Source organism: Streptomyces sp. NBC_00286 (genome assembly GCF_036173125.1).
In the GTDB taxonomy this organism is placed as follows: Bacteria; Actinomycetota; Actinomycetes; order Streptomycetales; family Streptomycetaceae; genus Streptomyces.
In genome coordinates this window covers 9690172-9711177 of sequence record NZ_CP108054.1, presented here as the reverse complement: position 1 = coordinate 9711177, position 21006 = coordinate 9690172, and the positions used below count along the sequence as shown (strand labels likewise).

General features: G+C 69.4%; 19 protein-coding genes. 12 read left to right on the top strand and 7 right to left on the bottom strand.

All coding sequences use genetic code 11. The features are described from left to right. Positions 1–90: 90 nt before the first annotated feature. Together OHT21_RS43830 and OHT21_RS43825 are read left to right on the top strand one after the other, a co-directional pair. Positions 91–1101 (top strand): permease, encoded by a 1011-nt coding sequence (locus tag OHT21_RS43830; protein ID WP_328773822.1) that lies wholly within the window; start codon positions 91–93, stop codon positions 1099–1101. Beyond that, entirely contained in the window at positions 1098–1847 is a 750-nt protein-coding gene (locus OHT21_RS43825; RefSeq protein WP_328773821.1) for a TIGR03943 family putative permease subunit, read from the top strand. Before OHT21_RS43830 ends, OHT21_RS43825 begins: the two co-directional genes overlap by 4 nt. Before the next feature lie 8 nt (positions 1848–1855). Here OHT21_RS43825 and OHT21_RS43820 read toward each other — a convergent pair whose 3' ends face one another. Together OHT21_RS43820 and OHT21_RS43815 are read right to left on the bottom strand one after the other, a co-directional pair. After that, entirely contained in the window at positions 1856–2539 is a 684-nt protein-coding gene (locus OHT21_RS43820; RefSeq protein ID WP_328773820.1) for an MBL fold metallo-hydrolase, read from the bottom strand. Further along, positions 2536–3681, bottom strand: coding sequence for a CapA family protein (locus tag OHT21_RS43815; RefSeq protein ID WP_328773819.1), 1146 nt, complete (start codon positions 3679–3681; stop codon positions 2536–2538). Before OHT21_RS43815 ends, OHT21_RS43820 begins: the two co-directional genes overlap by 4 nt. Positions 3682–3769: 88 nt before the next feature. On the opposite strand from OHT21_RS43815, the gene OHT21_RS43810 reads away from it, so the two are divergent. Next, positions 3770–4666 carry an aminoglycoside phosphotransferase family protein gene (locus tag OHT21_RS43810; protein WP_328773818.1) on the top strand — a complete coding sequence of 299 codons (897 nt, stop codon included), beginning with the start codon at positions 3770–3772 and terminating at the stop codon, positions 4664–4666. A gap of 31 nt (positions 4667–4697) precedes the next feature. Here OHT21_RS43810 and OHT21_RS43805 read toward each other — a convergent pair whose 3' ends face one another. Next, positions 4698–5705, bottom strand: coding sequence for a pectate lyase (locus tag OHT21_RS43805; protein WP_328773817.1), 1008 nt, complete (start codon positions 5703–5705; stop codon positions 4698–4700). 133 nt (positions 5706–5838) lie between these two features. After that, positions 5839–6492: a TetR/AcrR family transcriptional regulator gene (locus OHT21_RS43800; protein ID WP_328773816.1), complete on the bottom strand. Its 654-nt coding sequence runs from the start codon at positions 6490–6492 to the stop codon at positions 5839–5841. Positions 6493–6639: 147 nt separating this feature from the next. Here OHT21_RS43800 and OHT21_RS43795 point away from each other — a divergent pair, with 147 nt between their 5' ends. Then, complete coding sequence (locus OHT21_RS43795; protein ID WP_328773815.1) at positions 6640–7197, top strand: NAD(P)H-dependent oxidoreductase; 558 nt, start codon at positions 6640–6642, stop codon at positions 7195–7197. 481 nt (positions 7198–7678) lie between these two features. On the opposite strand, the gene OHT21_RS43790 is transcribed toward OHT21_RS43795, so the two are convergent. Next, positions 7679–9433 carry a phospholipid carrier-dependent glycosyltransferase gene (locus OHT21_RS43790; protein WP_443050704.1) on the bottom strand — a complete coding sequence of 585 codons (1755 nt, stop codon included), beginning with the start codon at positions 9431–9433 and terminating at the stop codon, positions 7679–7681. A gap of 238 nt (positions 9434–9671) precedes the next feature. Between OHT21_RS43790 and OHT21_RS43785 the strand changes: the two genes are divergently transcribed. Further along, positions 9672–11570 carry an AMP-dependent synthetase/ligase gene (locus OHT21_RS43785; protein ID WP_328773813.1) on the top strand — a complete coding sequence of 633 codons (1899 nt, stop codon included), beginning with the start codon at positions 9672–9674 and terminating at the stop codon, positions 11568–11570. Between the two features lie 122 nt (positions 11571–11692). Beyond that, positions 11693–12133 carry a PPOX class F420-dependent oxidoreductase gene (locus OHT21_RS43780; RefSeq protein ID WP_328773812.1) on the top strand — a complete coding sequence of 147 codons (441 nt, stop codon included), beginning with the start codon at positions 11693–11695 and terminating at the stop codon, positions 12131–12133. 34 nt (positions 12134–12167) lie between these two features. Here the strand turns inward: OHT21_RS43780 and OHT21_RS43775 are convergent, their stop codons facing one another. Then, positions 12168–12734: a pep a2 gene (locus tag OHT21_RS43775; protein WP_328773811.1), complete on the bottom strand. Its 567-nt coding sequence runs from the start codon at positions 12732–12734 to the stop codon at positions 12168–12170. Between the two features lie 317 nt (positions 12735–13051). Here OHT21_RS43775 and OHT21_RS43770 point away from each other — a divergent pair, with 317 nt between their 5' ends. From OHT21_RS43770 to glgB, 4 genes are read left to right on the top strand one after another with little or no spacing between them, the layout of a single operon-like run. After that, a complete protein-coding gene (locus tag OHT21_RS43770; protein WP_328774449.1) occupies positions 13052–13345 on the top strand; it encodes a DUF5133 domain-containing protein in 294 nt (97 codons plus the stop codon). A 43-nt stretch (positions 13346–13388) separates the two neighbouring features. Further along, positions 13389–15110, top strand: a complete 1722-nt coding sequence (gene treS, locus OHT21_RS43765) for a maltose alpha-D-glucosyltransferase (RefSeq protein WP_328773810.1) — start codon at positions 13389–13391, stop codon at positions 15108–15110. Between the two features lie 41 nt (positions 15111–15151). Next, a complete protein-coding gene (locus tag OHT21_RS43760; RefSeq protein ID WP_328773809.1) occupies positions 15152–16552 on the top strand; it encodes a maltokinase N-terminal cap-like domain-containing protein in 1401 nt (466 codons plus the stop codon). Beyond that, complete coding sequence (gene glgB / locus OHT21_RS43755) at positions 16515–18800, top strand: 1,4-alpha-glucan branching enzyme (protein ID WP_443050590.1); 2286 nt, start codon at positions 16515–16517, stop codon at positions 18798–18800. Before OHT21_RS43760 ends, glgB begins: the two co-directional genes overlap by 38 nt. 173 nt (positions 18801–18973) lie before the next feature. On the opposite strand, the gene OHT21_RS43750 is transcribed toward glgB, so the two are convergent. Then, positions 18974–19225 (bottom strand): hypothetical protein, encoded by a 252-nt coding sequence (locus OHT21_RS43750; protein WP_328773808.1) that lies wholly within the window; start codon positions 19223–19225, stop codon positions 18974–18976. A 236-nt stretch (positions 19226–19461) separates the two neighbouring features. On the opposite strand from OHT21_RS43750, the gene OHT21_RS43745 reads away from it, so the two are divergent. Continuing rightward, entirely contained in the window at positions 19462–19968 is a 507-nt protein-coding gene (locus OHT21_RS43745; protein ID WP_328773807.1) for a riboflavin kinase, read from the top strand. Positions 19969–20145: 177 nt separating this feature from the next. After that, positions 20146–20919: a GntR family transcriptional regulator gene (locus tag OHT21_RS43740; RefSeq protein WP_328773806.1), complete on the top strand. Its 774-nt coding sequence runs from the start codon at positions 20146–20148 to the stop codon at positions 20917–20919. Positions 20920–21006: the final 87 nt, after the last annotated feature.

The window sequence follows — 21006 nt, the reverse complement described above, 5'->3', positions numbered from 1 at the left end:
CACAAGTTGAGCAACCGAGCCTGAATCGGCGTATGGAAGGTGGAGGGAAATCCGCCCGCGAAGCCCCTCCACGCTGGAGGTATCCCACCCGTGACCCTCACCAAGGAGGCCCCGCCCCGGGGCGATCGGCGCGATGGGGACGAGCCGCGGGGGTCGCGGGTCGACTCGTCGCTCGTCCTGATCATGCTTTTGCTCGTGGTGGTGGCGCTGCAGGGGCCGATCCGCGAGGCCGTGTCGACTCCGGTGATGCAGAGCTGGATGACGGTGTTCGTCGCGGTGATGGTCCAGGCCCTGCCGTTCCTCGTGCTCGGCGTCCTGCTGTCGGCGGTCATCGCGGTGTTCGTCCCGGCGTCGTTCTTCGCCCGCGCACTGCCGAAACGGCCCGCCCTGGCGGTGCCGGTCGCCGGGATGGGCGGAGCGGTGCTGCCCGGCTGTGAGTGCGCTTCCGTGCCGGTGGCCGGGGCGTTGGTGCGCCGGGGCGTCGCGCCCGCGGCGGCGTTCACGTTCCTGCTGTCCGCTCCGGCGATCAACCCGATCGTGCTGACCGCCACCGCCGTCGCGTTTCCCGGCAAGCCGGAGATGGTCCTCGCACGGTTCGTGGCGAGTCTGCTGGTGGCGTGTGCCATGGGCTGGCTGTGGCAGCGGCTCGGTCGTGCGGACTGGCTGCGTCCGCCGGCCCGCCCCGAGTCGGAGGGCCTGGGCAAGGGGGCGGCGTTCTGGGGGTCCGTACGGCATGACGTGATGCACGCGGGCGGTTTCCTCGTCGTCGGCGCGATGGCCGCGGCCACGCTGAAGGCCGTGGTGCCGGCGAGCTGGCTGCAGGCCACGGCCGACAACCCCGTTCTCGCGGTCCTCGCCCTGGCGGTCCTCGCGGTGCTGTTGTCGATCTGCTCGGAGGCGGACGCATTCGTGGCCGCGTCCCTGTCGCAGTTCTCGCTCACCGCCCGGCTGACGTTCCTCGTGGTCGGGCCGATGATCGACCTGAAACTGTTCGCCATGCAGGTCGGCACGTTCGGCCGTGGCTTCGCGCTGCGGTTCGCCCCCGTGACCTTCGCCCTGGGCGTGCTGGTGTCGGTCCTGGTCGGGGCGGTGCTGCTGTGAGCCGGCAGGCACAGGCAGCGGTGCTGTTCCTCATCGGCGGGGCACTGCTGCACGCGAGCTTCACCGATCTCTACCTGCGGTACGTGAAGGCCGGGCTGCGTCCGCTGCTGCTGGTGGCCGGCGTCGTCCTGATCGTCGCGGCCGTCGCCACCGTCTGGTACGAGCTGCGGCGGCCGCGCGTGGTCAAGGGGCAGGCCGCAGAGCGCGAGTCCGAGCACGATGACGGGCACGGTCACGCCCACCGCGAACCGCGCATTGCCTGGCTCCTCGCCCTGCCCATCCTCGCGCTCATCCTGGTCGCCCCGCCCGCGCTCGGCTCCTACAGCGCCATGCGCACCGGCACCGCCTTGCAGAAACCGTGGGGCTTCGCCGACCTTCCGGCGGGCGACCCGGTACGGATGAGCCTGGTCGACTACGCGGGCCGCGCGGCCTACGACGAGGGACGCTCCATCCGCGACCGACAGGTCAAGATCACCGGATTTGTCGCCCTGGACCGGGGCGGTACGCCGTACCTGGTCCGCATGGCGCTCAACTGCTGCGCCGCCGACGGCCAGCCCGTCAAGGTCGGACTGGCCGGAAAGACCCCGCCCGTCCTGCAGCCCGACACCTGGCTCGAAGTCACCGGCACCTACACCGGCAAACGCACCAAAGACCCGGTCAACGACGGTGTCATCCCCTTCATCAAGGTCACCAAAGCCACACCGGTCCCGGCCCCGCGCGACCCGTACGACGAGGGTGGCGGCTGAGCGTCGTGTCACCGGCCCCGCCGCGGGCTCGCGCTGCCGCGGGCGACGGCGGCACGCTCGTCCCACCGCGATGCGTCCTCCCACCGAAGGGTGTAGGTCCGCCCTTCGACGCCCCATTCACCGGCCGGAGGCTTCAACCCGGCGTCGATCGCCCGCAGCGTGGGCCGCCCGATATGCGCGTACACCAGTCGCCGCACCCCGTACCGCACCGCCTGCTCGCTGACGTTCCTTACGCACATATGGCCGCCCACGCCACCCCGGAACCGTATCGGCCGGTCCCAGCCGGCGGCCTCCGCGAACATCAGGTCCGCCCGCTGTGCCCAGCGTGGGAACTCCCAGAACTCCGGGGCCCAGGCCACCACCAGTGCGCCCGCCTCGATGCGATAGCCGTACGCGGGATGCGAGGTATGCGCCACCGGGCAGCAGCGGACCCGTACACCATCGAGTTCCAGGTCACCGGCCCGCACCGATACGCCCCGGCCGACCGCTCGCCGTCGCAGTTCGGAGCGCAGTTCCGCCTGCTCGTCGGTGACGAGCCAGGCGTCGAGCCGTCCGGGCGGTGGCTCGGCCCCGGGCCCACCGTCGAAAGCCACCCGATGCCCTGGGCAGCGCAGCAGCAGACCGGCCGGGGCGAACCGCGGCGAGTTCATCGCGCCCACGCCGAGGAGGGTCAGCCGCAGCAGGTGGTTCATCGGCCGTGCTCCGTCCGCGTCGTCCCGTGCGCGGCAGCCGGGTGTACGAGGGTGAGCGCACCGTCTGCCTCCAGGGTGAGGTGGATGGAGTCGCTGACCCGGTCGAGGGTGGAGCGCAGCCAGTCCCGGTCCTCGTCCGTCACGGGCTCCAGCCGCATCCGCCGGACCCGCAGCGGCACGATGCGCAGTCCGGCCAGCCGTCCGCTGTCCGCCTCCACGGAGACGAAGTAGGCGAGCCGGAGGTCGTCGCGGTACTGCTCGTAGCCCGAGATGCCCTCGTAGTCGTCGATGAAGTCGCCGCAGCCGTAGAGGATCAGCCGGTCGCGGTACACCTCGATGGTGCGGGGATGGTGCGAGGAGTGCCCGTGGACGACGTCGACGCCGCCGTCCACCAAAGCGCGTGCGAAGCGGATGTGCTCCCGGGGGATGCGGTAACCCCAGTTGGAGCCCCAGTGCACGGAGGCGACCGTGATGTCACCGGGCAGCTTCTCCTGCCGTACCCGCCGGACCGTCTCGGCGGCAGCGGCGGCCGACGGCTCGACGACATGGGCGACACCGGGCACGTACTCGGTGGCCGCCCAGCTCGGCGGGATGCCGCTGGACTCCATCCCGAGGGCGAACACCAGCACACGTGCCGTGCGGCTGACGGTGACCGTCGCGGGCGCGTGCGCCTCGTCGGCGTTGCGCCCCGCGCCGACCGCCCGCAGACCTGCCCGGTACAGCGAATGAAGCGTCTCCTCGAGACCGAGGTGGCCGAAGTCCAGCACATGGTTGTTGGCCAGGACGCAGACGTCGGGCCGTGCCACGGCCAGGGCGGGCATATTGGCCGGGTGCATCCGGTAGTGGATCTCCTTGCCCGGCTCGAAGGTGTCGCTGCGGGTGACGGCCGTCTCCAGGTTCACGATCCTGGCGTCCGGGGCGGCCTCCTCCAGCACCCGGAGCGCTTCGCCCCAGGGCCAGGAGGGCTCGACCGGCGCGGGGATCGGGCCGTTCACGGCCTCGGCGGACTCGACGTAGGAGCGGGCGTCGCGGACGTAGCCTTCGCGCAGTGTCGGGTCACCCCGATGCGGAAGGATCTGGTCGACGCCGCGCCCAAGCATCACATCGCCGCAGAGGAACAGCGTCACGACGCCGCCGCCCATGTCTCCAGCGTACGGAAATCGGTTGACGGGTGAAGGGCCGGACGGTTCGTATGGCGGCCGACCACAGCCACACTCCAGGAAGGTGCACATGGGCGCCGGGATCGGCACAGACGCCATCGACACATCTCTCGTACGTCGGCTGATCGCGGCGCAGTTTCCGCGGTGGGCGGATCTTCCGGTCGCCCGGGTCGAGTCCGCCGGTACGGCCAACGCCATGTTCCGGCTCGGCGAGGACATGGCCGTACGACTGCCCCGTATCGAAGGCGCGGCGGGCGATGTGGAGAAGGAGCACCGGTGGCTGCCCCGGCTCGCCCCCTCGCTTCCGGTCGCCGTTCCGGTACCGCTGGTCAAGAGCGTGCCCGACGGGGACTTTCCCTGGCCGTGGGCCGTCTACCGGTGGCTGGACGGCGAGACTCCGGTAGACGGGCGTATCGCGGATCCCAGCCAAGTCGCCAAGGATCTGGCCGAGTTCGTGTCCGCGTTGCGCCGGATCGATCCCGAGGGCGGGCCTGCCTCGTACCGAAGCGAGTCCCTGGCCGCGCGGGACACGACGACGCGTGCCGCGATCGGGGAACTGCGCGAAGTCGTCGACGCCGACGCGGCGGCCGCCGTATGGGAAGCGGCTCTGAACGCCCCCGCGTGGCCCGGTCCGCCGGTCTGGATCCACGCGGACCTGCAACCGGGGAACGTACTGATCACCGACGGGCAGCTCAGCGCCGTGATCGATTTCGGCTGCCTGGGCCTGGGCGATCCGGCCGTCGATCTGATCGCGGCCTGGTACGTGCTCCCCGCCCAAGCACGCGCCGTCTTCCGCTCCGCTCTGGAGCGCGACGACGCCGCCTGGCAGCGGGGCCGCGGCTGGGCTCTGTCGATCGCGCTTGACGAACTGCGCTACTACCGGGAGACGAATCCGGTCATGGCGACCATCGCACGACGCGTCATCCACGCGGTTCTCACCGATGCCGATCGCAGCCAGGGTGGATGACACCGCCCTGCGATGCCGCTCGCTCCTCTGATCACTGGTACTTGATGCTCGAAGCGCTGTAGCGGCAGTGGGTGCCGTCGGCGCCGCTGCCGAGTTTCGTCGGTTCGTCGCCGGATTCGTTGCCCTGGAAGCGTTCGCAGATGTCTATCTCCCCGCCGACGATGGTGATTCCGGAGAGCTCGGCGGTGTCGCCGTAGTTGGCGTTGACGCCGACCAGCGACTCGCCGCCGTTGGTCGCCTTCACATTGCTGACGACGACATGGCGCTCGTACTGGGTGTCGCAGTTGCCGCAGGACCGGTAGAGCTTGCCGAAGTCCTCGACCTGGAAGTTCTTGATCGTCACGGTGCCGGCGCCGTTGTGCTGGAAGACCTTGTCGTCGGCGTACCTCGCGCCGCCGCCGACGATGGTGTACGTGGCCGAGGCCGACGTGCCCTTGAAGGTGGCGGCGTCCTCGCCGACGTCCTCCCACCACACGTTCTGCAGGGTGCAACTGCCCAGGCAGTGAATGCCGTCGGCGGCCGGGGCTCCCAGGATGACGTTCTTCAGCACGGCGCCGTCGGCCAGCTCGAACAGGGCGTCCTGGTCCTCGTCCTGGCCACCGCCGCCCAGTGCGCCCGAACCGGAGTAGCGCTTCAAACCGCCGTCGTAACTGCCCGAGACCTCGATGGTGGCGGACACCGACTCACCCGCCGGGGCATTCGGCCACGCGCCGAGGGCGGCGCCCTGGGAGGGCGTACGGGGTCGGGTCGCCGAGGCCTTGGGGGCGGCGGCCTTGCTCCGCGACGCCGACGGCGAGGCAGAGGCGGACGGGGATGCCGAGGGCGACGCCGAAGCCGAAGAAGACGCGGACGACGGCGATACCGAGGGCGTAGGAGCCACGTCGGACACCGCGTCGGGTCCGGACTCGGAGTCCGACATGAGTACCCCGCCGACGATCGCGCCGCAGGTCAGGGTCGCTGCCAGCGCGATGATCAGCGCGTTTCTTCGGCGCTTCGACTGCTTTCGCCGCGGCCCGCGATGGGCTGCTCTCTTACCCACGTCGTTGCTGTCCTTCGAGGGAGTGCAGTTTCGAGTTGGTCCCGCACCCCTCGGTCGCCACCAGCCGCACAAAGGTTGCCGCCCGTGGCCGAAATCTTACGGTGGCCGCTGCGCGGCGTTCGTACAGGGTCCGCTACTCGGTCGCTCCCAGGCGCTCGACGAGGTCGTACCAGCCGGCCTCCAGTCGCTCCATGGACATCCCTCGCTCGGTGAGCAGGTGGTCGGCGAGGAGGGTGGAGAGGTAGCCGAGCAGTGTGTGCGCGATGAGTTCGATGTCGCCGGGGGCTTTCAACTGCCGTAGCAGTAACGCGAGATGGCCGAGCCTGAGGTGGTTCGCCGGGCTGAGGTAATGGCGAGCCAGGTCCGCGTGGGCGGCCACGTAGAGGTCGCGGTGAGCGCGTTCGTGGCGGAGGACGGCGGGGCCGAAGGCGCGCAGGCGCTCGGCGGCGGGCGCGTCAGGACCCAGCGGGGGCGGACCCATGAGGAAGGCGGACTGGAGTTGCTGCTCGTGGTGGTCCAGGAGGGCAAGCATGAGCCCGGCGCGGTCGCCGAACCGCCGGAAGACGGTTCCCTTGCCGACCTTGGCGGCGGTGGCGACGGCCTCCATGCTCACGTTTCCGATCCCGCGCTCGGCGGCGAGTTCGGCGGCCACTTCCAGCAGGCGGGTGCGGTTGCGTGCGGCGTCGGCCCGCAGCCGGGGCTGCTCCTCGGTCTGAGTGAGGGTGAGATCCACCTGTCCGGAGGGTGGTTCCGCCTGGGTCGGAAGGAGTGGGAGCGGCTCGGTCATGCGTTCAGCCTACCGCCGCGGGAATAGAAGGGGACCGCGGTCCGGTTAGCCTGGCACAGAACTGGACCGCGGTCCGGTTAAGTGATACAACATTCAACGGACCTCGGTCCGCTTGTTCCGGCCCTCTCTCTTCTGGAGTTCCACCCCATGTCTGTTCGCATCCTCGCGCTCGTCGGCAGCCTCCGCGCTGGTTCGCACAACCGCCAGCTCGCCGAGACGGCCGTCAAGCACGCTCCCGCCGGCGTCGAGATCACGCTCTTCGAGGGCCTGGCCGACGTGCCGTTCTACAATGAGGACATCGACGTCGAGGGCAGCGTGCCCGAGGCCGCCGCCCGGCTGCGTGCCGCGGCCGGTCAGATCGACGGCTTCCTGCTGTTCTCGCCGGAGTACAACGGCACGATTCCCGCCGTGCTGAAGAACGCGATCGACTGGCTGTCCCGTCCGTACGGCGCCGGTGCGCTCTCCGGCAAGCCCGTCGCCGTGGTCGGCACCGCCTTCGGCCAGTTCGGCGGCGTGTGGGCGCAGGATGAGGCCCGCAAGGCCCTGGGTATCGCGGGCGCCTCGGTCTTGGAGGACGCCAAGCTGTCCATCCCCGGCTCGGTCACCCGCTTCGCGGAGACCCACCCCTCCGACGACACCGAGGTGGTCACCGGCCTGACCCAGGTCATCCAGCAGCTCTCCCAGGCGACGCCCTCCGCGGCCTAGCACCGGCAGCGGGACCTCGCCCCCGCCGCCCTTACCCGTCCCATACCAAGGGGCTCCGCCCCTGCGACCCCGCTGGGGCGGAGCCCCTTACCCCACCAGGGGCTCCGCCCCTGGACCCCATCGGCCTGAACGGCCTCGTCCTCAAACGCCGGACGGGCTGAAAATCAGCCCCTTGGGGGCACCTCTGGGGCACCCCCAGCGGTAGCTGGGGGAGTTTGAGGAGCGGGGGTCCGGGGGCTGGCCCCCGAACGGGGTCCGGGGCGAAGCCCCGAAGGGTCCCCGACCGGGTCCAGGGGCACAGCCCATGGCCGAGGTCCGGGGCGGAGCCCCGTGAGGGGTCAGGGGCGCAGCCCCGCTGGGGTCTGTGGGCGCAGCCCCCAGCGGGGTCCGGGGCTGGCCCTGGGATGGGACGGGTAGGGGCGGCGGGGGCGAAACAAGCCCGCCGCGATCGCCCAGCCGTCCCCCTCCCCCCGTACCCCCGTCACTCCCGGCGGTAGATCGTGATCGAGTGGCCGACCTGGTCGATCGGCCTGCTGGATTCGGCCAAGGCCTCGAGCGGCCCCCCGGGCTCGGCCTTGGCAACCGCCGAGTTCGAGATGACGAGCAGCCCTCGCACATCCTCCGGCTTCGCCTTGAAGGGATCGCGGGCGTCGATGCCGTAGTACGACGGCACCCCGCTCCCCTTGTAGGCGAGCCAAACCCGTTCGTCCGCGTAGTGCCGCCGGAGGTGGTCGGCCAGCCGTCCCAGGTCCTGGCCCCAGTCGACGTTCGAGTCGTGCAGATGCAGATGCGTCTTCGCGGTCCCGCCGAACGCCTCATTGGAGTACGGCAGGTAGTACGGAAAGGTCCGCAGCGAACTGACCGCGACGAACACGACCAGCGCCGCCGTCATCCCGTACACCCACCGTCTGCGGTGGACGAGTACACCGGCCGCGGCGACGGCCAGGAACATCGGCAGGAAGATGGCGTACCGGACTCCGAAGCCGCGCGACCCGTCGAGGAGCACGGCCATCAGCACCGCCGGGAGCAGCAGCAGGTACGGCGCCGCGAGCCTCAGGCGGCGAGCCGTCAACACGGCCACGGCGCCCGCCGCCCACAGCGCGAGCATGCCCAGCGGTGTCTTCACCAGCACCGCGGCCGGCAGGTAGTACCAGAGCGAGCCGAAGTAGCGCCGGCCGAACAGGAAACCGCCGCCCTGCGTCGAGTACTCGATGCCGAACTGGATGCGCATCCCGTCCCGGTACGGCTCCGGCACAGGCAGCCAGTCGGTGACGAGGCCGCGCTTGCCGCCTATGTCCGGCACATTCCTGGGGGTCGTCCAGGGCGGCCGCGGGTCGACAACCAGGTAACTGGCCCACACCACTGTGACGGCGACGAGCGCCACACCGGCCGCCGCCATGACGCCGTACGCGATCAGCCGCAGCGTCCCGCGTCTGCCGGGGTCGAGGCCGGGTGTGCGACGGGCGGACCAGAACGACCAGGCGGCCAGGAGCAGCAGTACCGGCACCGCCGCCAGGGTGTTCATACGGGTCGCCAGCGCCGCGCCGAGAGCCAGGCCCGCCAGCGGTAGGTAGCGGAACGGAGCGCCGCGCGCCCGCCAGAACAGCCACACCGAGGTCAGCAGGAAACCGGCCGCGGGCACGTCGAGCGTGGCCAGCGATCCGTGCGCGATGACGTCGGGCGAGAACGCGTACAGCGCGAGTGCCGCCACCCCGCCCACCGCACCGACGAGATCGCGCGCGAACGCGAAGACGACCAGGCCGAACAGCAGGGTCAGCGCGATCACCGGGAGTCGCGCGAACAGCATCACTCGCCACGGATCGTTGCCCGCTTCGTACAGCACATGCCGTCCCAGCGCGGTCTGGTCGCCGGTGAAGCCGGGGTCGAGGCGCACATCGGTGAAGGCCAGTCCGGACGCGATGATCAGCTTGCCGAGCGGCGGATGTTCGGTGTTGTAGCGCAGGTCGCGCTGTTCCAGGTAGACCTCGGCGGTCCCCACGTACACGGGCTCGTCGATGGTCGGCGTCTGCTGCACGGCCGTGGTGATCATCGCGGCGGCCATCTGGGCCAGCAGTACGGCCACGATGAGTGGTAGCAGCCAGCGCCGGTGACGTCGCAGCACCTCGACACGGCTCCGCGGGGTCGCGGCGGATGCCGGGGCGGGGCCGTCAGGGCCGCCGGGACCGGGCGCGGCGGCGGTCGGTTCAGCGCGCCTGATCGCCATGAACGTCGGCATACGCATGATTACGTCCGTCCCGTACGAGACTGCTCATCCCCGCACTGCTCATCCCCGCGCGTATCGTCCGCCCGGCGTTCCGTACGGAACACCCCTTCAGGCCTGATAAGACGTCAGATCAAGTCACTTGGCGGTTCCGGACACGGCCGTCGTCGGCGTGGACTAGATTTCAGAAGCCCTCGGTTCCCCCCAAGCCTCAATCCCCGAGGGCGCTGCGAGAAGAATGCTGGAGCGGCGCATGCATGTGTCCGAAGTTCCGTCAACGGCTCAGCCCTTGATGCAGGGAGGACTGGCCGACAGTCTCTTCGACACGGCGGAGCGCATACCGTTGCTGCCGCAGGTCGCGCGCCGTTCCGAATCCTCTCCCCCCACCTGGTCGCCGGTGACCGCGGTCGAGTTGCGGGATGAAGTGGTCGATCTTGCCAGGGGGTTCATCGCGTCGGGGCTGTATCCGGGACACCGCGTGGCCATCATGGCCCGTACGCGCTACGAGTGGACCGTGCTCAGCTACGCACTGTGGGCGGTGGGAGCCGAGATCGTCCCGATCTACCCGACTTCCTCGCACGACCAGGTCGCGTGGATCCTGCGCGACGCAAACTGTGCCGGTGTGATCGTCGAGGACGAGCAGGGCTTGATGACGGTCGGCTCGGCGTGCGCCGAGCTGCCGCAGTTGCGCCACGTCTGGCAGTTGGACGCCGGTTCCCTCGCCCAGCTCGTGGAACTGGGCCGGTCGGTGCCGCGCGAGGCCGTCGACTCGATGCGCCGGATGGTGGTCCCCGGATCGACCGCGGTCATCGCGTACACGTCCGGCACGACGGGGCACCCCCGAGGCTGCGCTCTGAGCCATCGCAATCTGGCCAGCCCCTGCGACGCGCTGCTGGCCGGCTGGGCCCACACGACGGCGCCGCCCGGCCGGCAGCCGGCCATCCTCGCCTTCCTACCCTTCTCCCATGTGTACGGCCTCATGATCCAAGGGATCTGTGTACGCGGCGGGCTGCTGCTGGGGCACGAGTCCGAGATGAATGGTGAGGCGCTTTCCGAGGCGTTCCTCTCCTTTCGCCCCACTTTCGTGTTCGGTGTCCCGTTCGTCTTCGAGAAGATCTACAAGAACTTCCTGCGCGAGGCCCAACAGACGGGCCACGGCGCCCTGTTCGACCGCGCGGCCCGCGTCGCACGGCGATTCGCCGCCGCCGTGGAGCGCCAGCAACTGGGCACGGGCTCCGGGCCCGGCCTCGAACTGCGTGCCCAACACGCCTTCTACGAAAGGACCGTGTACCGGAAACTGCGCGCCGCCCTGGGCGGACGAGTCTGCGGCGCATGCTCGGGCGGCTCGCCCCTGAACCGCCAACTCGCCCTCTTCTACACGGGAATCGGGATCTTCATCCACGACGGGTACGGGCTCACCGAGACGGGTGGCGGGATGACCGCGCAGCCTGTCGGGCGGCACAAGTTCGGCACCGTCGGACGCCCGCTGCCGGGCATGGAGGTCCGTGTGGCCGAGGACGGGGAGATCCTGGTGCACGGCCCCTCGGTGTTCCAGGGTTACATCAATGACGTGCCCGGCACTCAGGAGGCGCTCCGCGGTGGCTGGCTGGCCACGGGGGACATCGGCCGGATCGACATGGACGGGTATCTGGCCATCACCGGGCGCAAGAAGGACATCATCATCACGAGCGGCGGCAAGAGCGTGGCCCCGGCAGCCCTCGAAGAGCGTCTGCGGATCCATCCGCTCATCCACCAGGCGGTCGTCGTGGGTGACAACCGCCCCTGCGTGGGCGCCCTGATCACCCTGGACCCGGAATTCCTCGCCCACTGGCGCGCGACCCTGCCCCTGGGCGGCCAGGCGTCGAACCGGGAGGTACGGGAGCAGAACGCCCTGCGGGAAGAGGTCAGGCGCGCGATCGCGGCGGCCAACAGCTCGGTGTCGCGTTCTGAGTCCATCCGGGTGTTCCGCATCCTCCCGGAGCCCATCGACCCGGCGACCGGGCTGATGACCCCGTCCATGAAGCTGCGCAGGGACGCCATCGCGCACCACTTCGCGGCCGAGATCGACGCGATGTATGCGACATCGAGAGCCGCGCGACGCAGCCCGACCATCGAGCCCTTCGCCTGGGAGGACGACAACGTGTTCCGGTGAGCCGGCCTCGTCCGAACAGGACCGCGGACCCCGGTAGCCCGAGCGCGTTCCTCACATTCCGCCGCCGACTGCGAAAAAATCGCAACGGAATGCCCCGGCAGATCCTGGACGTTGAACAACGCATGTCCCACGACACGAAGCAGAACGCCCTGCTCAAGCTGCTCGGCGAGTACGACGGCGGAGTGCTGGTCACCCTCAAACGCGACGGTCGGCCGCAGCTCTCGAACGTCAACCACGCGTACTACCCCGACGAACGGACCGTGCGCGTCTCGATCACGGACGACCGCGCCAAGACGCGCAACATGCGCCGGGATCCGCGGGTGTCGTACCACGTGACCAGCGACGACCGCTGGGCCTACACCGTCGTCGAGGGCGTCGCCGACCTCTCCCCCGTCGCGACGGATCCGCAGGACGAGACGGTCGAGGAACTCATCCGGCTCTACCGCGACGTCCTGGGCGAGCACCCCGACTGGGACGACTACCGCGCCGCCATGGTCCGCGACCGCCGCCTCGTGCTGCGTCTGCGGATCGAGCGGGCGTACGGAGTGCCCCGCGCCCGCTGACCGAAGAGCGGGCGCGCTTTCGCAGTGGCGGGGCTCAGAGCGAGGTACGCGGCACGGTCGCGCCCGGCGAGCCATCGGGATCCCGTACGCCGACGTCGGCCGCCGCCGTGAGCAGACTCGTCGGCGCGGAACCGGCCAGCGCGGGCACCGGCGCCTCGCGGGGCATCGGGCGTGCCGTACGCAGGCTGGGGGCCGGGCGTATCGGAACCAGCGGAGCGCGCTCGATGGCACGGGCCCGGCGCGAGAACCAGATGATCTTGCCGCCGGTTCCCGTGGCGCAGCAGCCCCAGCCGTCGCTCACGGCGGCGATATGGGCCAGGCAGCCCGGCTGGGCGTACTTCGCGTGCAGGTCCGCGTCGTTGTCCGCGATGGCGGTGATGAGATGCTGGCCGGTCCACCACATCTCGATCGTGGTGTTCTTGTCCGCGGCGTGCTCGTCGATCGTGTGCAGCAGCACCTCGGCGCAGTCACAGACGGGCTCGACGAGATCGTCCAGGTTCCAGTACCGGAGGTGGGCGGCCAGAATGCGCCTGACCTGTTCGACCCGTTCCGGGCTGACCTCCACGTCGAGGTGGTAGTAGCAGGGCACTACGGTCTTCATCGTCGTTGGCTCCTCACCGGCGAAGCTCTCGCTCCCCCTCAGCCCTTGCGGGCCGTGCCCCGAACACGAAGCGTGAGCGCTGATCGCTCCTGAGTCACTCCAGGGTGAGAGTGCTACTCCGTTCGTGCAACACGAGAGCCGTCAGCCGGACGCAAGCGCCGTATGTCGTTGAAGAGACAACAGGACGTTCCGTGGCGCCACATGCACCATGAGTGAAGGCCTCGACTCTGTAACCGGTCGGTGCCTCTCCGTGCACGGCCTTCGCGCACCGTCCAGGTGAACCGTGCGCACCCGCGAGGAGGAAGGTGACCAGTGAGATGCTGCTGCCTGCCAAAGCCGAGGTCGCCAGGCATCTGGAGCAGTACCGAGCCTGGGAACGCCTGATGCTCGCCGCCCCCGCCGACCGCCTGGCACGGGACAACTTCGAGAGCACCGGCTACACCCTGTGCGTACTGATGGGCAAACGCTGCGCCCGCGAAGCGGCTGACGCGGCGGAGCGCTACTTGGGCGCCGATTTAGCGCTGTACTTCGCAAACCGTGGCACCAGGCCCCGCCGCCGAAACGGCGCCCGCACCCGACCGACGGGACTGGCGACGGCGCCGGCGCGATAGGCGGACTTACGAAGCCGGGTGCGATCGGAGGGTCACCCACACCATGATCGTCAACGAGCCCGTTCAGGACACCTTCGAAGACACCCCCGCCAAGGACCGCGACCCGGAGTGGTTCAAACGCGCGGTGTTCTACGAAGTCCTCGTCCGCTCCTTCCAGGACAGCAACGGCGACGGCATCGGCGACCTCAAGGGCCTCACCGCCAGGCTGGACTATCTGCAGTGGCTCGGCGTCGACTGCCTGTGGCTGCCGCCCTTCTTCAAGTCGCCGTTGCGCGACGGCGGCTACGACGTGTCGGACTACACGGCGGTGCTGCCCGAGTTCGGCGATCTGGCGGACTTCGTGGAGTTCGTGGACGCGGCCCACCAGCACGGTATGCGCGTGATCATCGACTTCGTCATGAACCACACCAGCGACCAGCACCCGTGGTTCCAGGAGTCCCGCCGGGATCCCGACGGACCGTACGGCGACTACTACGTATGGGCGGACGACGACAAGCAGTACCAGGACGCCCGGATCATCTTCGTCGACACCGAGGCCTCCAACTGGACCTTCGACCCCATCCGCGGGCAGTACTACTTTCACCGCTTCTTCTCCCACCAGCCCGACCTCAACTACGAGAACCCGGCCGTGCAGGAAGAGATCCTGGCCGCCCTCCGGTTCTGGCTGGACCTGGGCATCGACGGCTTCCGTCTCGACGCCGTGCCCTATCTGTACGCCGAGGAGGGCACCAACTGCGAGAACCTGCCGCAGACGCACGCCATGCTGAGACGCGTACGCGCCGAAATCGACGAGCACTATCCGGACACGGTGCTGCTGGCCGAGGCCAACCAGTGGCCCGAGGACGTCGTCGACTACTTCGGCGACTACAGCGTCGGCGGCGACGAATGCCACATGGCCTTCCACTTCCCCGTCATGCCGCGCATCTTCATGGCCGTGCGCCGCGAGTCCCGCTACCCCGTCTCCGAGATCCTCGCCAAGACCCCCGCCATCCCGTCAGGCTGCCAGTGGGGCATCTTCCTGCGCAACCACGACGAACTCACCCTGGAGATGGTCACCGACGAAGAACGCGACTACATGTGGGCCGAATACGCCAAAGACCCCCGCATGCGCGCCAACATCGGCATCCGCCGCCGCCTGGCCCCCCTCCTGGACAACGACCGCAACCAGATCGAACTCTTCACCGCCCTCCTCCTCTCCCTCCCCGGCTCGCCGATCCTGTACTACGGCGACGAGATCGGCATGGGCGACAACATCTGGCTCGGCGACCGCGACGCGGTCCGCACCCCCATGCAGTGGACCCCCGACCGCAACGCCGGCTTCTCCTCCTGCGACCCCGGACGGCTGTACCTGCCCACGATCATGGACCCGGTCTACGGCTACCAGGTCACCAACGTCGAAGCCTCCATGAGCAGCCCCTCGTCGCTGCTGCACTGGACCCGCCGCATGATCGAGATCCGCAAACAGAACCCCGCCTTCGGCCTGGGCTCCTACACCGAACTGCCCTCCACCAACCCCGCCGTCATCGCCTTCCTGCGCGAATACAAAGACGACCTGGTGCTGTGCGTGCACAACTTCTCCCGCTTCGCCCAGCCCACCGAACTCGACCTGCAAGCCTTCAACGGCCGCCACCCCGTCGAACTCATCGGCGGCGTCCGCTTCCCCGCCATCGGCGACCTGCCCTACCTCCTCACCCTCGCGGGCCACGGCTTCTACTGGTTCCGCCTGCGTCGGGCGGTCCCCACCAGTGCCAGTTGGCGATCTTGATCGTGTGCCTCACCTCGTGTGCCTCGAAGGGACGTGTCTCCATGTCCAGGACCGCACCGCTCATACCGGACAGCCTCGGCTCGGCCGCACTGCTGACCTCGGTCGCGGCGTTGCTGCGGGCCTGGCTGCCACGGCAGCGGTGGTTCGCGGGCAAGGGGCGGCCCGTCACGGATCTGACGCTTCTGTCCGCGACCGAGCTGCATCCAGGGTGTCTGCATCTGCTGGTGCATGCGCAGCACGGCGCCGGGGCACCCCCGTCCGGCGACTGCTACCAACTGCTGCTTGGTGTAAGGGAGTTCCTGCCGCCCCGCTTGGTCCACGCCTACATCGGCCGGGCGAGCGAGGGACCGCTGGCCGGACTGATGGTGTACGACGCCTTCCGCGACCCCGGCTCCACCGGACTGCTGCTGGAGCGGCTGCGTCATCCGGGCACGGCGGGCCCGCTGCGCTTCGAACGCGACCCGCAGGTGACGGTGCCCGCCGGGCTCACTCCCCGGCTCCTCGACGCCGAGCAGTCCAACTCCTCGGTCGTATACGGGGATTCGTACATCCTGAAGGTCTTCCGGCGCATCCAGCCCGGCATCAATCCGGATCTTGAGGTGCCGTGGGCGCTGGTCCGCCAGGGCTGCACGCGCGTCCCTCCCCCCGTGGCATGGTTCCGGACCTCGCGGCCGCGGGAGGCGACGCTCGGCGTGCTCCAGCCGTTCCTGCCCGAGGCCACGGACGGCTGGACGCTGGCGCTTCAATCCCTCACCTCGGGAAGGGATTTCACCGAGGAGGCGTACGAACTGGGGTGCGCCACCGCCGAGGTGCACCTGGCGCTGGCCGCCGCCTTCCCCTCCGAGACGCCAAGTCGGCGCCAGAACAGGGAACTTGCGGCCGCGATGACCGAACGCCTGGCCGCCACGAGCCAGTCCGTGCCCGAACTCCTGCCGTACGCCCCCGGGTTGCGGGCCGCCTTCGACGCGCTCGCCGAGCTCGACGCGACGCGTCCCGCGCAGCGGATCCACGGCGACTTCCACCTCGGTCAGGTGCTGCGTGCCGGGCCACGCTGGTTCATCATCGACTTCGAGGGCGAGCCGGCCCGCCCGCTCGCGGAACGCCGTCGCCGCCAGTCCCCCGTACGCGATGTGGCGGGCATGCTGCGCTCCTTCGACTACGCCGCCCGCAGCCGCCGCCCGTGGCGGCCGGCGTGGGCGCGGCGCTGCCGGGACGCCTACTGCGCCGGGTACGCCGCGGAGGCGGGATGGGATCCGCGGGAGGAACCCGGTCTGCTGCGCGGCTACGAGACGGACCGCGCGGTGTACGAGGTGCTGTACGAGGCCCGGCACCGACCCGACTGGCTGCCCGTACCGCTGGCGGCGATCGCCCGCCTCGCCGAACCCGACCGAACGCCCTCCGGCAATGGCCCGCCGGCCCCTTCGTTCTCCCACAACGCCTGAGGAGGCTGACACCGTGGCAGCTCGCGAGATCGCCGTAGACGCAGATTCCGTGGATGCAGATTCCGTAGTCGCAGATTCCGTAGACGCAGACATGGACCCGGCCGATCGGGAGCGGCTGCTGGCGGGCGGCCATCATGATCCTCATGCGTTGCTCGGGGCGCATCCGGTGCCGGGCGGTGTGGTCTTCCGGGCGCTGCGTCCGTACGCCGATGCCGTGGCCGTCGCGGCGAACGGGCGGCGGATGGAACTGCGGGACAGGGGCGACGGACTGTTCTCGGGTGTGCTGCCGCTCGACGCGATCCCCGAGTACACGCTGCTGGTGGCGTACGGGGACGAAGAGTCCGAGTTGGAGGATCCGTATCGATTCCTGCCCTCCCTCGGCGAGTTCGACCTGTATCTCTTCAGCGAGGGCCGGCACGAGGAGTTGTGGAAGGCGCTCGGTGCTCGGCCGATGGAGCACCAGGGGGTGACCGGCACCCGCTTCACGGTGTGGGCGCCGAACGCGCGCGGGGTGCGGCTGCTCGGTGACTTCAACTACTGGGACGGCACGGCGTATCCGATGCGGTCGCTGGGCTCGTCCGGGGTGTGGGAGCTGTTCGTGCCGGAGCTCGGCGAGGGCACCCGGTACAAGTTCGAGATCACGCGGCCCGACGGTTCCAGGACCCAGCGGGCCGACCCGATGGCCCGTAGCGCGGAGCTGCCGCCCGCGACGGCGTCGGTGGTCCATGTGTCGCGTCACGAGTGGCGGGATGCCGAGTGGATGGCGCGGCGGGGGCGGCGACCCGTGCACCTCTCGCCGTTCTCGGTGTACGAGGTCCATCTCGCGTCCTGGCGCCCCGGGCTGACGTATCGCCAGCTCGCCGAGCAACTCCCCGCCTACGTATCCGAGTTGGGCTTCACCCACGTCGAGCTGATGCCGGTCGCCGAGCACCCCTTCGGCGGCTCCTGGGGCTACCAGGTCACCGGCTTCTACGCACCCACCGCCCGCCTGGGCACCCCCGACGACTTCAAATACCTCGTCGACGCCCTGCACCAGGCCGGCATCGGCGTCATCATGGACTGGGTGCCCGCGCACTTCCCGCGCGACGACTGGGCCCTGGCCGAATTCGACGGCCGCCCCCTGTACGAGCACGAGGACCCCCTGCGGGCCGCGCACCCCGACTGGGGCACCCTGGAGTTCGACTACGGCCGCCGCGAGGTACGTAACTTCCTGGTCGCCAACGCCGTGTACTGGTGCGAGGAGTTCCACATCGACGGCCTGCGCGTCGACGCCGTCGCCTCCATGCTCTACCTGGACTACTCCCGCGAGCACGGCCAGTGGACGCCCAACGTCCACGGCGGCCGCGAGAACCTCGACGCCGTCGCCTTCCTCCAGGAGATGAACGCCACCGTGTACCGGCGGGTGCCCGGCGTCGTCACCATCGCCGAGGAGTCCACCGCCTGGGACGGCGTCACGCGGCCGACGTGTGACGGTGGGCTCGGTTTCGGGCTGAAGTGGAACATGGGGTGGATGCACGACTCGTTGGTCTATGTGTCAAAGGAGCCGGTGCACCGGAAGTACCACCACAACGAGATGACGTTCTCGATGGTGTACGCGTACAGCGAGAACTACGTCCTTCCCATCTCGCACGACGAGGTCGTGCACAGCAAGCGGTCGTTGGTGTCGAAGATGCCGGGTGACTGGTGGCAGCAGCGGGCGAACCATCGGGCGTATCTGGGCTTCATGTGGGCGCACCCTGGCAAGCAACTCCTCTTCATGGGGCAGGAGTTCGCCCAGGGTGGGGAATGGTCGGAGGTGCGCGGGCCGGACTGGTGGCTGCTGGATCCGGCGTACGGGGCGGAGGCGGACCATCGGGGTGTACGGGACCTCGTGCGCGATCTCAATCGCCTGTACGCCGCGACTCCCGCGCTCTGGGAGCGGGACACCGTCCCGGCGGGGTTCTCCTGGGTCGTCGGGGACGCGGCGGACGACAACGTCTTCGCGTTCCTGCGCTTTGACGCGGCGGGCTCGCCGTTGCTGGCGGTGTCCAACTTCTCGCCGGTGGTTCGGCACGAGTACCGGCTCTTCGTCCCGGACGACATCCCTGTCTGGGGAGAGGTGCTGAACACGGACTCCGCCTGTTACGGCGGCAGCGACGTCACCAACCCTGACCCCGTCAAGACCGAGGCCCTCGGCGACGGCGGTCGGGCGGGGGGCATCCGGCTGACCTTGCCGCCGCTGGCGACGGTGTGGTTGCGGCCGGCATAGCCGGCCGAGGTCGCCGAGGAGATCGGCGAGGTCACGGCTGAAGTGGCCTGTCTGGCCTGGAGCTCCAACTCAGCGGGCCTGCCCGGATCCTGCGACTCGCCGTACCGCTGACGGAACCTGAGCAGCTTCTGATCGTTTCTGTCGAATCGCCGTGCCCCGTACCGGAGCGCGGCTCACATGGACAGCGACCGGAGTGCGCACAGGTCGGCTGTGGTGGGATACCGCCAGACGAGGTATCCGAGGGGGACCCCCGTTCGGTCGGCCAGCCACTCGTGGTTGAGTTCGGTGGGGCCGGCCTGCCGGGCGGCAGCGGCCAGCAGCCGAGTGCGGCGAGTGGCCCGGTCTGAAACGATGACGCGATAGTCGCGCGGGCTTTTACTCCGAGCGCCGTGCCAGCGCCCATGCCTGGTGCTTCGAAACGTCATGCCGGGGAGTCAAGCGCGCCACTGTTGCCCAAGGGTCACTCTCTGGTTGCGGGTCCTTTGCGCCGGCCAGGCATGCCGTGGCCCGTGTTGACGTCCTGAGGCGCGCCAGTAGGACGCGCATCGCGGCACGGGGACGGCGCAATCCAGACGTCACCGCCGACTCGTTCGCCCGCAACGGGGATCCGTCGCACTGGTCCTTGACTACCCGTTCTTCCCGTGCCGAAGGAGCAGACAAGATGGACTGGACCCTGGCCAGCGGCGTCCTCGGCGTGCCGTTTGGTTCGCGACCGAAGCTTCGTCGATCGTGGGACAGATCAGCGTCCAAGCAGATGGGGCTCATCGAGGGACGGGTCGAGTATGGCGACCGGCGGGGCCGCGAGCTCGGTTTCCCCACCGCCAACATCGTGCTGGGCGACGAGAGCGTGAGCGACGGTGTGTGGGCCGGGCTCGTCCGGCTGCCCGACGGCGCCACGTACGGCGCGGCCGTGTCGGTAGGCCGCAGGGCCACCTTCTACGGTCGCGACGGTATCCGCCTCCTCGAAGCACACCTGCTGGACTTCTGCGGCGACCTCTACGGTCAGTGGCTGCGTGTCAGGCTCGATCACAGGATTCGGCCCCAGCGCCGTTTCTTCGAAGTCGAGGCGCTGGTGAAGCAGATGCATCAGGACATCGCCGATGCCCGGCTCTGGCTGCACTCGAACGCGTGCCCGAGGGTCTCCGGCGGCATCGCCGACCAACCCTGAGCGGCGAGGCGCTGTCCCCGCGGGCCACCGAGGGCGCAATATGTACGTCGCATTCGAGGGCGATCCAGGCAACACTCCGGTGCTTCCCTGATCAGGCTGGATGAACGCCTTTTCGAAGGGGGTTTCCTCGTGGCAGACGACCTGTTGCCTCGTCCCGCTGCAGAACCGTGGCGGTCGGTGGCGGCACACCCTGTCGGGCCGGTGCGCCCGGAGACGCTGTACCAACGGCATCGCCAGACGCCGGACCGGCTGAACAACTCGATGCGCAGGACCTACGACCTCCTGCGTTCCTCCCTGCAGAGCAGCGCCGACAGCCAGTACCTGGTCGAGGGTGAGCTGACACACGCCTTGTCGGCGAGCCGAAACACGGTGCGTGCGGTCCTGCAGCTCCTGGCCAAGGACGGTCTGGTCACGCGCAGCCCGAAGCGGGGCACGCGCTCTGCCCGCGTCACGACCTTGCGGATCAACCACATCGCCCCCGTCGAGGCGTTCGGCGGCGAGAGGGCCATCCACACTGAGCTTCGTGCGCTGGATTACCAGATCCTGGGATGCCCGGGCCTGGTGCGTGAGCGGCTGGAGCTCACAGGGGACTGGACAGTGCTCATGCTGGAGTCGCTCCTCCTCCAGCACGAGATGGTGCTGGGCATCTCGGTGAGTTACGTCGCGCTGAGCCCCGAGGAGTCCCGAGACGTCGTTGTCGACGAACCGGACGCGATCTTGTTCTTGGAGAGGCACTTTGACGTCAGGATCCGCGGAAGCAAATCGACGACGATCGGTGCGACAGCAGCCGACGAGCAGTCCGCGCGGTTGGTGGGTGTGGAGGTCGGAGCGCCCATGCTCTTCTTGGAAGACGTCCTGGAGGACGAGAACGGCCAGGCCAGGGCGCTGTCGCAGTTCCGGCTGAGGAGCGATCTGATCGCCTTCCAGACCCACGCCGTCCGATCGGCCTGACCGGGGTCGATCAGCTTCCGAAGGGCCCAGCCCACGCCCCCACCCGCCAGGCGCCGACCCTTGCGCCTGGCGGGTGGGGGCGTGGGC

Bases quoted from the DNA above. Each gene is read 5' to 3' on its own strand.
- OHT21_RS43795 (WP_328773815.1), top strand. From the start codon at position 6,640: ATGTCTGTTCGCATCCTCGCGCTCGTCGGCAGCCTCCGCGCTGGTTCG.
- OHT21_RS43775 (WP_328773811.1), bottom strand. From the start codon at position 12,734: ATGAAGACCGTAGTGCCCTGCTACTACCACCTCGACGTGGAGGTCAGC.
- OHT21_RS43750 (WP_328773808.1), bottom strand. From the start codon at position 19,225: ATGACGTTTCGAAGCACCAGGCATGGGCGCTGGCACGGCGCTCGGAGT.
- treS (WP_328773810.1), top strand. From the start codon at position 13,389: ATGATCGTCAACGAGCCCGTTCAGGACACCTTCGAAGACACCCCCGCC.
- OHT21_RS43820 (WP_328773820.1), bottom strand. From the start codon at position 2,539: ATGAACCACCTGCTGCGGCTGACCCTCCTCGGCGTGGGCGCGATGAAC.
- OHT21_RS43760 (WP_328773809.1), top strand. From the start codon at position 15,152: ATGTCCAGGACCGCACCGCTCATACCGGACAGCCTCGGCTCGGCCGCA.
- OHT21_RS43780 (WP_328773812.1), top strand. From the start codon at position 11,693: ATGTCCCACGACACGAAGCAGAACGCCCTGCTCAAGCTGCTCGGCGAG.
- OHT21_RS43745 (WP_328773807.1), top strand. From the start codon at position 19,462: ATGGACTGGACCCTGGCCAGCGGCGTCCTCGGCGTGCCGTTTGGTTCG.
- OHT21_RS43800 (WP_328773816.1), bottom strand. From the start codon at position 6,492: ATGACCGAGCCGCTCCCACTCCTTCCGACCCAGGCGGAACCACCCTCC.
- OHT21_RS43815 (WP_328773819.1), bottom strand. From the start codon at position 3,681: ATGGGCGGCGGCGTCGTGACGCTGTTCCTCTGCGGCGATGTGATGCTT.
- OHT21_RS43790 (WP_443050704.1), bottom strand. From the start codon at position 9,433: ATGCCGACGTTCATGGCGATCAGGCGCGCTGAACCGACCGCCGCCGCG.
- OHT21_RS43770 (WP_328774449.1), top strand. From the start codon at position 13,052: ATGCTGCTGCCTGCCAAAGCCGAGGTCGCCAGGCATCTGGAGCAGTAC.
- OHT21_RS43810 (WP_328773818.1), top strand. From the start codon at position 3,770: ATGGGCGCCGGGATCGGCACAGACGCCATCGACACATCTCTCGTACGT.
- glgB (WP_443050590.1), top strand. From the start codon at position 16,515: ATGGCCCGCCGGCCCCTTCGTTCTCCCACAACGCCTGAGGAGGCTGAC.
- OHT21_RS43785 (WP_328773813.1), top strand. From the start codon at position 9,672: ATGCATGTGTCCGAAGTTCCGTCAACGGCTCAGCCCTTGATGCAGGGA.